We start from the raw sequence: 12,734 nt of genomic DNA, 5'->3' as shown, positions 1-12,734 counted from the left end.
CTCCCCTGCAGCCCTGCCCCGCGGAGAGTTCCTCCGAGCGGCGGCGTTCATCGATGTTTCTCACCGGATGTGTTGCCGCGCGAACCCCCGCTGGTTCCCCCTAGACCGAATCTGCACGATTCTGTGGTGAATGCAGGATAGTGCCGGATGTCCGCCGGTCGCCCAGCCGGTCCGCCGCGCCCCGACCATCGGGCGGTCACCGGCACTCGCGTCCTCTGTTCGGAGGACTGGCCGGGGGGAGACGCGTCGGCCCCTTTTTTGCGCTCAGGCGTCCGGTCGATCAGCATGATCGCATGACCGGGTGGGGTGGTGGCGGTGGCGCCGCAGGGCGGCGCATCGCATGAGCGCGCCGCTCGCATCGGTCCCCGAGTCCGCGCGGACGGTCGTCGCCGATGCCGTCAAGGTGTTGCGCGCATACCAGAAGGACGCGGTCGCCGATCTGGCCGAGGACCGGCTGAACCGACGGCCGAAGCGCATCGTCGTCGTCGCCGGAGAGGTCCAGCGGGGCAAGAGTTCCCTGGTCAACGCGCTGGTGGGTCGTCGCGACCTCTGTCCGGTCGGGGTCGACGTGACCTCCTCGGTCACGGTGTCGGTGACCGCCGGGCCGGAGGCCGACGCCGAGCGCGCCGAACTGTACTTTCCGTCCGGGCCGCGGCCGGTCTCGCCGGCGGAACTGGCCGACTGGGTCACCGTCGACGGGCAGAAGGTGCGCGACCGGACCGTCGACGAGTTGCCCACGGCCGCGGCCATCGCCCTCCGGGACGCGCGGGTCGCCGACGTCACCCTCGTCGACACGCCCGGCGTCGGTGGACTCGACCCCGGCCTGGCGAAGCTCGCGTCCGAGTCCACCCGGCAGGCCTGTGTGCTGGTGCTGGTGTGCGATGCCTCGTCCCCGATCACCGCGCCCGAGATGGAGTTCGTCCGGCAGGCGGGGTCGACGGTCGATGCGGTCGTGGTCGCCGTGACCAAGACCGACAAGAACCTCGGCCGCTGGCGGGAGGTCGTCGTCGAGAACCGGCGGCTCATCGCCGAGCACCTGGGCCGGGAGGTCCCGGTGATCGGGGTGTCGAGCCTTCTCGCCGTCCTCGGCGCCGAGAGCCCCGACCCCGGCCTGCGCGACCGTCTGGAAGCCGACTCGGGGATCACCGAACTACGCGACGCCGTCGTCACCCGCCTCGACCGGGCGGTCGCCTCGCCGCACATCGACGCGGTGCGTACCTGTCTGGAAGGACTGCGCGTGGTGCGTGCGTCCATCGCGGACGAACTCGCGGCGGTCGAGGCCGGCGAGGCCGCGCTCCCGGATCTCACGGCCGAACGTGACCGCCTCACCGAACTGCAGGCCCAGTCCCGTCAATGGGAGCAGTATCTCGCCCGCGATCTGACCCTCCTGCGACAGGAGGCGATCGACGACCTCGAGCGTCGGCTCGACGCGATCCGCGACAAGTGGACGACCCACATCAACAAGAACGGCATGGAGGTGCTGCGTCGGAGTGAACAGAAGTTCGCCGCCGACATGCAGGCCGACCTGCAGATGGCGATGGCCGAGACCCTGACCGGCTTCCTGCGGCGGTTGCACGACGTCGTCGTCGCACCCCGCTTCGCAGACGACCCGACGGTGTGGGCCGAGGTGAGCAGTCGGATCGTGAACTCGTTGCAGGACAAGAGGATCGAGACCCACCAGGTCGCGAGCAAGACGCAAGGCCTCCTCGACCCGACGCTGTTGACGATGGGCGTCGTCGGATCGTCCACTCTCGGAGGGCTTCTCGGGTTGTCGGCGTTGCTCGGCGTGGGCATCGTCGTCGGCACCGTGTGGGTGGGGGTGAACCTGAGCTTCCGGGCGATCCGGGCGGGCAAGACCAACCTTCTGTCCTGGCTGCGGGAAACGCTCGCGACCACCAAGACCGCGACCAATCGCCTGCTCGACAGCGCGGTCGCGCAGGCGCGACCGGAGATCGTCATCCACTACCGCGACCACCTGCGCACCGGCATCGAGCAGTTGCAGACGACGATCAACGAGGTGCAGGAGGCCGCCGCCGCGTCGGCCGCCGCCCGGCAGAAGACGACGCAACGGCTCACCTCGAATCTGGCCATCGTCGACAAGCGCATCGTCGCCGCCGAGACGATCCTGAGCGGGGGCGATCCCACGTGACCGCGTCGAACGATCCCATCCACGTCGCGCTCGACCGCGGGCTGCGTCAGCTGGCCGCCCTGGGCGGTGACTGTGTCGCACAAGCGAATTCGATCGGAGCCATTCTCTGGTCCCCACCCCGTGTCGTGGTCGTCGGCCGCCTCAAGGCGGGTAAGTCGACGCTGGTGAACGCGCTGATCGGGGCGCCGGTGGCCGAGACCGCGGCGCTGGAGGCGACCAACGTGGTCACCGTCTACCAGGACGGTGCGCCGTCGCGGGCCGAGGTCGTCGGCCTCGACGGCACCCGTCGACCCGCCGCCCTGGGGCCGGCCAGCGGCGTCGAATCCCCCTTGTTCGCAGGCGACATCGCCTATGTCGACCGGTGGCTCCCGTCGGCGGCGCTGCGCGAACAGACGCTGATCGACACCCCCGGCCTGTCGACGCTGACCGTGGCCAACGACGCGGCGACCCGCCGTGTGACGATCGACGGCTTCGAGCAGACCCGGAACGCGTCGGTCGACGCCGACGCCGCGGTCTTCCTGTTCGACGCCGCGCCCCGCGCGGACGAGATCGAGTTCCTCAACCGTCTGCCGTTCACCCCGCTGACCACGCTGGGGGTTCTCTCGCGTGCCGATTCCTTCGGCGAGGGTGCCTGGGGCAGAACAGATCCGCTCGATCACGCACGACAGCACGCGGTGCGGCTGGCCGCCCGCCTCAGCGATGTCGTCAGCGAGGTCGTCCCGGTGTCGGGACTGATGGCGCAGACCAGTCACACCGGGCTGCTGACCGAACGTCACGCCGCGTCGCTGGCGCGGTTGCACGGTGTGGGCCGGCTGGACGTGCTGCGCATCTTCGACTCCGCCGATCCCGCGGCCGGTCCGATCCCGCCCGCGGAGCGGGTCGAGCTCCTCGGCCTGCTGGGGGAGTACGGGGTGCTCAACGGTCGCGGGATCGCGGCGGGCGGAGGGGCGGCCGCGCTGAACGCCTGGCTGGCGGATCGCTCCGGCCTGGCCGCGCTGCGTCGCGCACTCCGGGCCTCGACCACGCGGTTCGCCGTCCTCCACCGGGCGCACCGCATCCTGGCCCGCCTCGACCGGCTGGCCTTCGACCATCCTGCGCGCGACCACATCCGGACCATCGCGGCGACCCTGCGCGCCGATCCCGCGCTGCTGCCGGTGACCGTCCTCGAGGACTATCAGCGCATGCTCGACACCGACCCGCAGTCGCCGGTGACCGACGAGTTGCGCACGATCCTCACCGCGACCGGACCGGCAGGCCGGGTCGGCCTCGCGGAGACCACCCCGCCGGGGGAGATCGCCGTCCGGGCACAGCGACTCCTCGCGGCCGCGCAACAGCGCACGCTCGCGACCCGCTCGGCCGCCGAGGACGCCGCGCTGGTCACCCTCATCCGGATCTACACGATGTTGGCCACAGGCCACCAGCCACCGAGGAACATCCCCACGCCATGACAGCTGCATCCCACACGTGGTCTCTGGCCATCGATTTCGGCACCTCCAACTCGGCGGCCGCGCACTCCGGCGCCACCAGCGGCAGCATCGAGGCACTGTCGCTGAGTCACACGAGCAACCTGATGCCGTCGGCGGTGTTCGTCGACGGGCCCGCCGGCATCCTGGTCGGGGCGGCGGCGCTCAACGCCGCCGCGCAGAACCCGGCCGGGTTCGTCGCCTCACCCAAGCGGCTCATCGGACAGCAGCCGGGCGTCCGGGCGAACGGGTTCGACGTGCCGACATCCGCACTGGTGGCGGCGGTGATGCGCGCCATCGTCGGTCGCGGTCTCGCCGCACATGCCGGCGTCATGCCCGACCGGGTCGTCCTCACACACCCGGAGGCGTGGGCGCCCCGGCAGATCCAGGTGCTGGTCGACGCCGCGATGGCCGCCGGAATCCCGCGCGAGCGGATCACCACCGTCTCCGAGCCGCGCGCGGCGGCGGGACACTACTCGCGCTCCCACGCACTCCAGCACGGCGCGCGGATCGCGGTGTTCGACTTCGGCGGCGGCACCCTCGACGTGGCGGTTCTCGAGGTGACCGACACGAACGGCTTCCGCGTGATCGCCGCGCGCGGCGACAACGGCCTGGGCGGCAAGAACTTCGATGCGCTGCTGCAGCGCTGGGTGGAGGATCGCGTCGCCGACCGGGACCCCGACCATGCGTCCTGGCTGCGTCGCGGGGCGCCGATCGACGCCGTCCAGGCGCTCCAGGCATCGGTGCAGCAGGCGAAGGAGTTGCTGTCGGAGACACCGTCGGCCACCATCACCGTGCCCGGACCGGCAGGACGGATCACCCTGCAGATCACGCGTGACGAGTTCGACGAACTCATCAGCCCCGCGGTCGAGGCTGCGCTGCATCTGACCCGTGCGACGTTCGCCGATGCCGGCCTGACCCACCCCGGTCAGCTCACGGCGCTGTACCTGACGGGCGGGTCGTCGAGGATCCCGCTCGTCCAGCGACGCCTCGGGGAGGTCGGTCCGGTGGCGACCCTCGATGATCCGAAGACCGTTGTGGCCCAGGGCGCCCTGTTGACCGTGCTGGCCGACTCGGCGCCGACGCAGCCGCGCCCGGTGCCCGCGCCGGCCGAGCTCATGCCGTCCTGGCACACCCGGCCCGAGTCCGGGGGTCAACAGTCCGCGGCCACCCGGGGCCGGTGGAAGCGGATCGCCGCGGCGGGTGTGGCCGCGGCGGCGGTCGTCGCGGCGGTGGTGGGAGTCGTGGCCGCCACCCGCGGCGGCGACGAGCCGGTGCCGCAGGCGTCGACACCGACCGAGACCATGGAGACCGACCCGCGGGACTCGTGGCCGACGGGAGAGGACGAGGGTCCGATCCTCACCGACGTCGAGCAGGCGCGGCGTCAGCTGCCGGCCGCCCTGCAGTCCTACCTGACCGGATGCGAGCGCAACCGGGTGAACGGGGCGAACGGGAACGGCGCGACATCGGTGAGCTGCGAGATCTCCAAGGACAGTCCCCTCGCCGGACTCGGCGAGGGATTCCTCACGGGGATCATGAGTTTCACCTTCAACGTCGACGTCAACGAGGCGAACCGCGACATCATCGACATCCGCAACCGCACCTACTGTTTCGACGATCGCGAGCGATGCGAACTCGTGGAGGACACAGCCCGGTCGGCCGCCGCGGAGGTCACACAGGTGGCACCGGGGTCCGAGCGGTACTCGTTCCGGTACGCCAACCCCAAGAGCGGCGTCGTCATGAGGATGTCGGACCTGAACTCGTTGGAGGACGCGCGCGCCTTCCTGACCCGCTCGGGTCTGATCAATTGATCGTCCGAGCGGGGACGGAGACCTCTCCGGTGGGATCGGTCAGACGTCGATGTCGTCGTGGCCGTGAGCGTGGCCGCCGCTGTACGGGTCCGACGGCTCGCTGCCGTACGCGCCGTCCTCGTCGATGAACACGTCGATCCGGCCGTCGCCGTCGAGGTCGCGCCCGAGCACGTCGACGCTGCCGTCGTGGTCGGTGTCGACGGCGAACGTGTCGTAGCGTCCGTCCGCGTCGGTGTCGACGGCGACCGCGTCGATCCGGCCGTCGGCATTGCTGTCGACGGACAGGGTGTCGGGGGAGCCGTCGCGGTCGGTGTCCTCGAGGAGCGTGTCGGCGCGCCCGTCCCCATCGGTGTCCAGGGTCTGCGCGACGAGGCGGCTGTCCTCGTAGTGGTCGACCCGGATCCGGTCCCCGGACGCGTCGTAGTGCACGACCCGGTCGACGGTGCCGTCGCGGTCGTCGTCGGTGGCGACGACGGATCCCCCGTCCGCGGTGGGAGCGGCAGCCGTGTCGGCGCGCCCGTCCCCGTCGGTGTCGGCCTCGACGAGGATCACGTTCCCGTCCTCGTCGTAGTGGACGTCCACGTGGTTGCCGGCGCTGTCGGTGGTGTGGAGGACCCGGCCGCCGTTCGGTGCGGACGGAGGGGTGCTGCTGCTGGTACTGGGGTTCCCGGACATGCTGTGGCGCCTTTCGGACTCGGTGGTGAGCGTGTCGGGAATCTGTTGCCACCGGGTGCGAGAAAGGTTCCCCCGACCCCGTATGGCGCGTCGATCTCCCCCCGCGAACGCGCATCTCTCCTGTTCGCCGAGTACATCACGGGCCGGTGGAACCTCACGGACCGACCCGGGCATCAGACCCGGGACGGCCGTCGTCGAGGACGTAGCATCGTTTCAGCGGTGGCCGCGGGGTCGGACACCCGCGCGGGACCTCCCGCACACGATTGGAGCTGTGACCATGCACGACGACGAGTCGGCCATCCTGGCCTCGTTCGGTGTCGACGCCGGGGCGCTGCCGGAGCCGCCGTCGGACGTCTGGGAGGCCGCCCTCGCCGCGGCGTTCGACCCGCACGCGACCGCCGATCCCGACACCGTTCCGGAGATGGACGACACCCTGCCCGACGAGGACGGCCTGCAACTCGCGGCCGACGCGCCCGACGACCTGTCGACGGTTCCCGGCGCAGGTGTGGAATCGGAGGCGGTGGACCTCGGCGGCATCGACGACGCCGGGACGGACCTGTCCGAGGACGTCGGCGGCGCCGAGTCGGGATCGGTGTGGCTCGACGACCCGGGCGACGACCCCGGCGCCGGAGGTCATGACCTCTGATGGACACGACGACACCGGCGATCGACGAGACCGCCCTGCTCCTGGCCGCCCGCAACGGCGACCAGCGCGCCTTCGCGCAACTCGTCGGCGCGCACCGCACCCATGTGTGGGCGGTGTGCCTCAACATCTGCACCGACCAGCACGACGCCGAGGACGCGCTCCAGAACACGCTGGTCGCGGCGTGGCAGAACCTGCACAAGTTCCGGGGCGAGTCCCGGTTCTCCACCTGGCTGCACCGCGTCGCCGCGAACAACGCGCTCATGGTGGTGCGCAAGCGCAAGCCCAACACCCGGATCACCGATTTCACCGACCCGGACCAGCCGGTGCAGCTCGTCGACGACGACGGCGGTGACCGGTTCGACGAGAGGATCGCCCTGCGCGACGCGGTCCGCCAGGCGCTCGGCAGACTGTCCGAAGACCAGCGGGAGGCCGTCGTCCTGCGGGAGTACGGTGACATGAGCTACGCCGACATCGCCGCGCATCAGGGGGTTCCGGTCGCGACGATCAAGTCGAGACTCAACCGCGCGCGGACTCACCTGGCGGAGCTGTTGCGGGATCACGCTGCCGCACAACCGGAGTAGACCGGGCGATCCGGTCGCGCCCGTGCCCGATAATCCGGGTCGGACACCACCGGATCCACCGCGACCTACCGATCCAGCACCCGCCGGGCGAAGCCCTCGAGGTGAAGCTGCAGGGTCAGGATCCGCTCCTGCCGAAGGGCTTCCGGGTCCGAGCCGGCCATGTGGGCGGGCGGCTTCATCCGGACGTGCTTCGAACACGCGAAGTCCGAGCAGACGAGGGTGCCGATGGTGTCGCCCTTGCGGCCGGCGGGGCCGGCGAGCTTCGCGCTGAAGAAGGCGACGTCGCTGGGCAGGAAGACGTCCTCGCAGAACGAGCAGAGCTGGCGGTTGCGCGGCTGGCGTCCGCCGAGCCGCAGCATGACGCCCACGGCCTCGTCGTCGACGGGGATCACGAGGTAACCGATCTGCGGCTGCCGTGGGTCGCGCCAGCCGAGGAAATCGAGTCGCCCCCAATCCAACTCGTCGAGGTCGGATGGGAGTGCCAGTGCCTTGCGTTCGCGCAGGGTCACGTTGACGAAGGATCCGCGGATCGCGGATTCGCTGAGGGCATGCATGGGAGAACACCTCTGGTGTCGTGGGAGGAAATGAGGGTGCGCGTCGACCGGCGCGGGCCGTGGTGCGGTCACTCGCGCCTGTCGGGGCAGGTCACTCAAGCGTCGGCGCGCACGGCGCCGACGACCTCCTCACGCCCGGTGGGCGACGACATCTCCAGAAGCACGTCGACGATGGTCACGGAAAGACGTTGCGTCTGTCAACGGCATATCTGCGTAGTATCGGCGAGGTGCTCCATATCGGCACCTCAGGCCGGCAGTACAAGGACTGGCGCGGCGCGTCGAGAAGCTGCCGCAGAAGCAGTGGCTGGACTTCTATGCCCGGCACTTCACCACGGCCGAGGTGAACAACACCTTCTACCGCCTACCCGAGAAGCAGGTGTTCGAGACCTGGGCGGAGACCGTGCCCGCCGGCTTCCGGATGGCAGTGACGATGAGCCGTTACCTCACGCACATCAAACGCCTGCGCGATCCGGCGGAACCGGTCGATCGGTTCCTGACCCGCGCCGCCGGCCTCGACGACCGCCTCGGTCCGGTCCTGATCCAGCTCCCGCCCGATCTGCCGGCGCGGGTCGAGGCCCTCGAGGCGACGCTCGGGCTCTTCCCACCCCACGTCCGCGTCGCTGTCGAACCCCGTCACGAGTCCTGGTGGACCGACGGGGTCGAGGAGGTCCTGGTCCGGCACAATGCCGCGCTCTGTTGGGCCGACCGCCGCAACCGGGTCCTCACCCCGCTGTGGCGGACTGCCGACTGCGGTTACCTCCGTCTCCACGAGGGCACCGCGCGTCGTCGGATGAGCTACGGCGCGCGTGCCCTCGACGCCTGGCTCGGACGGCTCACGGAGGTCTTCGACGAGGACGCCGACGTCTACGTCTACGTCAACAACGATCCCGGGTGTGCCGCCGTTGACAACGCCAAGACGCTGATCACCCGCGCCCGTGCCGCCGGTATCGCAGTGAGGCAGAACACGTCTCATTAATTGGTATCACCAGTACCAATTTGTGTTTTACTTGCGGCATGCAGCTGACCCGTTTCACCGACATCGGCCTCCGGGTCGTGATGCGGCTTGCGGTGGCTGCCGAACAGACCTCTGCCCCGGTCGTTCTCACCACCAAGGACCTCGCGGCCGAACTGTCCGTCCCTTACACGCATGTCGCCAAGGTCGTCGGCAGGCTGTCGGAGATGGGCGTCGTGCACGCGCGCCGAGGACGGTCGGGTGGGCTCACCATCACCGAACTCGGACGCGAGGCGCGGGTGGGCCGGCTCGCCCGTTCCCTCGAAGGGGACGGGGAGGTCGTCGACTGCGAGGGGCCGCAGCCGTGTCCGCTTCGGCACGGTTGCCGGTTGCGCGGAGCGCTCGCCCGCGCGGCGCAGGCCTTCTACGAGAGCCTCGACGGCCTGACCGTCGCCGAGCTGGCGCAGGAGCCGACCTCGGCCGTGCTGCTGTCGTTGTCACCGAGGGTCCCGACGGGCCCGACCGGCGGCGACGGACCGGGCTCGACCGGCGCGATGCCGGCAGCCGACTCGTAGCCACTCCCAAGACTTCCGGCGACCGCCGAGTCATCACCCACGAGCAGTGAACAAAGGAGTTCTCATGCTGTCCGACACCCAACGTGCCACCATCGCGGCCACCCTGCCCGCCGTCGAAGGCGCCCTCCCGCAGATCACGCCCCGCTTCTACGAAGGCCTGTTCACCGCGCATCCGGACCTGCTCGACAACCTCTTCAACCGGACGCACCAGAAGTCGGGCGAGCAGCCGCAGGCCCTGGCCGGATCGATCGCCGCCTTCGCGCGGCTCCAGCTCGAGCCCGACGTCCGCCGCCAGCGGTTCATCCTCGGGCGGATCGCGCACAAGCACGCCTCGCTCGGCGTGACGGCCGCCCAGTACGACGTCGTCCACGAGCATCTGTTCGCGGCCATCGTCGACGTCCTCGGCGAGGCGGTCACCCCCGAGGTCGCCGACGCGTGGGATCAGTTGTACTGGGACATGGCCGATCTGCTGATCGCCGAGGAGGCCGGGCTCTACGCCGACGCCGGCGTGCCCGCCGGTGACGTCTGGCGGAAGGCACGCGTGACCGACCGGACCCAGGTCTCCCCGGACACGATCGCCCTCACTCTCTCCGGCGTCGCCGATGACCTGCCGGGTTTCCGTCCGGGACAGTACATCTCGGTCCAGGTGCCGCTCGCCGACGGCGCTCGCCAGATCCGTCAGTACAGCCTCACCGGATCGCCCGCCGAGCCCACCTGGAGGTTCAGCGTCAAGCTCGCCGGCGAGGTGTCCGAGCACCTGCACGAACACGTCTTCGAAGGCGACGTCCTCGATGTGAGCACGCCGTTCGGCGATCTCGTCCTGCCCGACGACGATGCGCCGTTGCTGCTCGCCTCCGCCGGCATCGGCTGCACGCCGGTCATCGGCCTGCTGACCGCGCTGAGCGAGCGCAGGGACGACCGGCCGGTCACCGTGCTGCACGCCGACCGCTCGCGCAACCGGCAACCGCACCGCGGAATGCTGGCGGCACTGGTGGATTCGCTGCCCGACGCACGACTGGTCCAGTGGTATGAGAACACCTCGCCGCACATCGTCTCCGACACCATCCGGGTCGGGCGGATGTCGCTGGACGACATCGAGATCCACCCCGAATCCCGTGTCATGCTCTGCGGTCCCGGCGGATTCCTGACGTCGATGCGAGACGCCCTGCTCGACCGCGACGTCGACGAGACCCGCATCCACTACGAGACCTTCGGTCCGGAACTCCTGCGGGCGGGTGCGCGATGAGCTCCGTAGGAGCGGTGGTCACGGCCGTCACGTTCGTGTGGCTCGGCATGGTGCTCGCCATCTCGTTCCTGGAGGCGCCGCTGAAGTTCCGGGCACCCGGGATCACCCTCCCGCTCGGGCTGGGGATCGGCCGCCTGGTCTTCCGCGCACTCAACGCCGCCGAGGCCGTGTGGGCGGTCATCGTCGTGGTCGCGGTGATCGTCGGTTCGTGGGCGGGGCCGGCCGTGCCCGTCGCCGCGGGGATCGCCGTCGGCGCGCTGCTCGTGCAGCTCGTCGCGGTGCGCCCCGCGCTGACCCGGCGTTCGGATGCCGTGCTGGCCGGGCACGAGGGGCCGCGCAGCTCGGCACATCTGGTCTATGTGGCGATCGAGGTGGTGAAGGTCGCGGCGCTGATCTGGCTCGGCGTCGCGGTGTTGATCAGCGCCACCTGAGCACCGGCGCGACGGATCACCGTGTCGTGGCGGAGTCCCTCAGCGACGCCCGTCGTCGAGGAGGGACTCCGCCACGACGCGCGCCTGCTCCCGGATCTCCGGGACCGCGGTGGTCTCCCACAACTCACCTCGGCGCAGCGAGCCGAGCGCCCAGATCGGTCCGGGCCGCCCGTCGGCGTCGAGCACCTGCCCGCCGTCGGTGAGCAGGCCGAGCCCGAGGGCGTCGGTCCTGGCCAGGTCGTTGGCGAACAGGGAGTCGAGCACCGGGTTTCCCAGGCGCCGCAGATCGGACTGCGGCCCGGTGCAGTTGACGACCCACGAATGGGTGCGCACGTCGTCGGCGGTGCGAATCGTGATGCCGTCGGGTCCCGGCTCGACGCCGGTGATGCGTCCGGCGCGAATCACCAGGCGTCCCGCCGCACGCGCCTCGTCGACGAGGACGCCGCTCGACGGCGGCATCCGGTGCCGGTGGATTCCCCAGCGCCCGGCCAGTTCTCGGACGAACAGGGCGCGATCGTCGTGGCCCAGCCGGCCCCACAGCTCGGCGACCCGGTAACGCACCCCGTCGACGCCGGGCCGCCAGTTGCCCAGGAGCCGCTCGACCCTCGCGACATGGGTGGCGACCGCGGCCCGGATCTCGTCGAGGCTCTCGCCCCAGGTCGCGATGTCGGGGACGACCTCGCCGAGGTAGCGGTCGGCGTGCCTGCGGGGCAGGCGCCCGTTGCGGGAGATCGCCTCCACACGACGGTCGGCGCCGGACCTCAGCAGGCTGATCGCGACATCGACCATGGTGAGGCCGGTGCCGATGACGAGCACGTCGCCGTCGTCGGCCAGCACCTCGTCGAGGGCACCCGGCCGCCACGGGTCGCCGACATAGCGGGGTTGATCACTCAGTCGCACGGCGACCACCCGTCGCCGACGCCGGGGAGTCCGGTCGCCAGGACCAGGCGGTCGCCGACGACGGCCGAACCGTCGGCAGTGGTCACCCGGACGCCGGATGCGTCGACGGATATCCCGGTCGCGGTGGAGCGCACGTGCGTGACCCGCAACCGGTCGCCGGTGGCGGCACGGGCCTCGTCGAGCCGGGTGCGCAGGTACCGCGCCCAGCGGTTCCGGGGCGCGAAGAAGTACATTGCATCGTCGGGGGACGTCAGGCCCTCGTCGACGCACCACGTCACGAAGTCGAAGCGCTCGCCGGGCACCACCGACATCCCCGACGCGGGCACGTTGAGCAGGTGCGCGGCGTCGGCCGTCCCGAACGCGGGGCCCGACACGGGGTCGAGCGGGTCCACGACCGTGACGTCGACGGACGGCCGGTCGCCGCCGCTGCCGGCGGTGTTGCTGTTGCCGGCGGTGTTGCTGTTGCCGGCGCTGCCGGCGGCGACGAGTCGGGCGATATGGAAGACCACGAGCGATCCGGCGGCACCGGCGCCCACCACGACGATACGGAGAGGTCCGCTCCCGGCGGTGGGGGCCGAAGCCGACGGGTGGGCGGTGCTGCGTGCGGACACCGATTCTTCATACCGGCGGGCGGGTGCGGGCACGGGGCCGGGGAGTGATCGTCGCGCCTGTGGCGACAGCGTGCTCGTCGGGGAAATGTGGCCGTATTTCATACCGACAATTCCGGGACGAGAATGTCCGGGAGAAAGTC

General features: G+C 70.7%; 12 protein-coding genes and 1 pseudogene. 9 read left to right on the top strand and 4 right to left on the bottom strand.

Annotation, left to right across the window (positions count from 1 at the left end):
* Positions 1 to 340 precede the first annotated feature (340 nt).
* Genes E1P53_RS12230 through E1P53_RS12220 form a run of 3 tightly spaced genes read left to right on the top strand, consistent with a single transcriptional unit; the run spans position 341 to position 5,423 of the window.
* Positions 341 to 2,149: a dynamin family protein gene (locus E1P53_RS12230; RefSeq protein WP_006900272.1), complete on the top strand. Its 1,809-nt coding sequence runs from the start codon at positions 341 to 343 to the stop codon at positions 2,147 to 2,149.
* On the top strand, positions 2,146 to 3,597 hold the full coding sequence (locus tag E1P53_RS12225) for a GTPase (protein ID WP_131734434.1): 1,452 nt from the start codon (positions 2,146 to 2,148) through the stop codon (positions 3,595 to 3,597). Before E1P53_RS12230 ends, E1P53_RS12225 begins: the two co-directional genes overlap by 4 nt.
* Positions 3,594 to 5,423 carry an Hsp70 family protein gene (locus E1P53_RS12220; RefSeq protein ID WP_131734433.1) on the top strand — a complete coding sequence of 610 codons (1,830 nt, stop codon included), beginning with the start codon at positions 3,594 to 3,596 and terminating at the stop codon, positions 5,421 to 5,423. The genes E1P53_RS12225 and E1P53_RS12220 overlap by 4 nt, the downstream gene beginning before the upstream one ends.
* Positions 5,424 to 5,462: 39 nt before the next feature.
* On the opposite strand, the gene E1P53_RS12215 is transcribed toward E1P53_RS12220, so the two are convergent.
* Positions 5,463 to 6,098: a hypothetical protein gene (locus E1P53_RS12215; protein ID WP_131734432.1), complete on the bottom strand. Its 636-nt coding sequence runs from the start codon at positions 6,096 to 6,098 to the stop codon at positions 5,463 to 5,465.
* Between the two features lie 271 nt (positions 6,099 to 6,369).
* Between E1P53_RS12215 and E1P53_RS12210 the strand changes: the two genes are divergently transcribed.
* Together E1P53_RS12210 and E1P53_RS12205 are read left to right on the top strand one after the other, a co-directional pair.
* Positions 6,370 to 6,744: a hypothetical protein gene (locus E1P53_RS12210; RefSeq protein ID WP_131734431.1), complete on the top strand. Its 375-nt coding sequence runs from the start codon at positions 6,370 to 6,372 to the stop codon at positions 6,742 to 6,744.
* On the top strand, positions 6,744 to 7,325 hold the full coding sequence (locus E1P53_RS12205) for an RNA polymerase sigma factor (protein ID WP_131734430.1): 582 nt from the start codon (positions 6,744 to 6,746) through the stop codon (positions 7,323 to 7,325). Before E1P53_RS12210 ends, E1P53_RS12205 begins: the two co-directional genes overlap by 1 nt.
* Before the next feature lie 65 nt (positions 7,326 to 7,390).
* On the opposite strand, the gene E1P53_RS12200 is transcribed toward E1P53_RS12205, so the two are convergent.
* Positions 7,391 to 7,879, bottom strand: coding sequence for an FBP domain-containing protein (locus tag E1P53_RS12200; RefSeq protein ID WP_006900278.1), 489 nt, complete (start codon positions 7,877 to 7,879; stop codon positions 7,391 to 7,393).
* Between the two features lie 227 nt (positions 7,880 to 8,106).
* On the opposite strand from E1P53_RS12200, the pseudogene E1P53_RS12195 reads away from it, so the two are divergent.
* The 4 genes and pseudogenes from E1P53_RS12195 to E1P53_RS12180 all read left to right on the top strand — a co-directional run bounded on the left by E1P53_RS12195 (position 8,107) and on the right by E1P53_RS12180 (position 11,083).
* Positions 8,107 to 8,855, top strand: a pseudogene (locus tag E1P53_RS12195) (DUF72 domain-containing protein).
* 38 nt (positions 8,856 to 8,893) lie between these two features.
* Positions 8,894 to 9,406: an RrF2 family transcriptional regulator gene (locus tag E1P53_RS12190; protein WP_131734429.1), complete on the top strand. Its 513-nt coding sequence runs from the start codon at positions 8,894 to 8,896 to the stop codon at positions 9,404 to 9,406.
* Positions 9,407 to 9,470: 64 nt separating this feature from the next.
* Positions 9,471 to 10,652, top strand: a complete 1,182-nt coding sequence (locus E1P53_RS12185; RefSeq protein WP_006900281.1) for a globin domain-containing protein — start codon at positions 9,471 to 9,473, stop codon at positions 10,650 to 10,652.
* Complete coding sequence (locus E1P53_RS12180) at positions 10,649 to 11,083, top strand: hypothetical protein (protein WP_040526698.1); 435 nt, start codon at positions 10,649 to 10,651, stop codon at positions 11,081 to 11,083. Before E1P53_RS12185 ends, E1P53_RS12180 begins: the two co-directional genes overlap by 4 nt.
* A 39-nt stretch (positions 11,084 to 11,122) precedes the next feature.
* Here E1P53_RS12180 and E1P53_RS20775 read toward each other — a convergent pair whose 3' ends face one another.
* The gene (locus E1P53_RS20775; RefSeq protein WP_244941171.1) at positions 11,123 to 11,983 is read right to left on the bottom strand and encodes an FAD/NAD(P)-binding protein; all 861 of its coding nucleotides are present in this window, start codon (positions 11,981 to 11,983) and stop codon (positions 11,123 to 11,125) included.
* Positions 11,974 to 12,594, bottom strand: a complete 621-nt coding sequence (locus E1P53_RS20770; RefSeq protein WP_244941170.1) for an FAD/NAD(P)-binding protein — start codon at positions 12,592 to 12,594, stop codon at positions 11,974 to 11,976. Before E1P53_RS20770 ends, E1P53_RS20775 begins: the two co-directional genes overlap by 10 nt.
* Positions 12,595 to 12,734 lie beyond the last annotated feature (140 nt).

It is taken from the genome of Gordonia paraffinivorans, from assembly GCF_900683595.1.
GTDB classification, from domain to species: Bacteria; Actinomycetota; Actinomycetes; order Mycobacteriales; family Mycobacteriaceae; genus Gordonia; species Gordonia paraffinivorans.
This window is presented reverse-complemented; position numbering and strand designations above follow the sequence as displayed.

What these genes read in the sequence shown, in the direction of transcription:
- E1P53_RS12230 (WP_006900272.1), top strand. Translation starts at nt 341, where the DNA reads ATGAGCGCGCCGCTCGCATCGGTCCCCGAGTCCGCGCGGACGGTCGTC.
- E1P53_RS12220 (WP_131734433.1), top strand. Translation starts at nt 3,594, where the DNA reads ATGACAGCTGCATCCCACACGTGGTCTCTGGCCATCGATTTCGGCACC.
- E1P53_RS12215 (WP_131734432.1), bottom strand. Translation starts at nt 6,098, where the DNA reads ATGTCCGGGAACCCCAGTACCAGCAGCAGCACCCCTCCGTCCGCACCG.
- E1P53_RS12205 (WP_131734430.1), top strand. Translation starts at nt 6,744, where the DNA reads ATGGACACGACGACACCGGCGATCGACGAGACCGCCCTGCTCCTGGCC.
- E1P53_RS12200 (WP_006900278.1), bottom strand. Translation starts at nt 7,879, where the DNA reads ATGCATGCCCTCAGCGAATCCGCGATCCGCGGATCCTTCGTCAACGTG.
- E1P53_RS12190 (WP_131734429.1), top strand. Translation starts at nt 8,894, where the DNA reads ATGCAGCTGACCCGTTTCACCGACATCGGCCTCCGGGTCGTGATGCGG.
- E1P53_RS12185 (WP_006900281.1), top strand. Translation starts at nt 9,471, where the DNA reads ATGCTGTCCGACACCCAACGTGCCACCATCGCGGCCACCCTGCCCGCC.
- E1P53_RS12180 (WP_040526698.1), top strand. Translation starts at nt 10,649, where the DNA reads ATGAGCTCCGTAGGAGCGGTGGTCACGGCCGTCACGTTCGTGTGGCTC.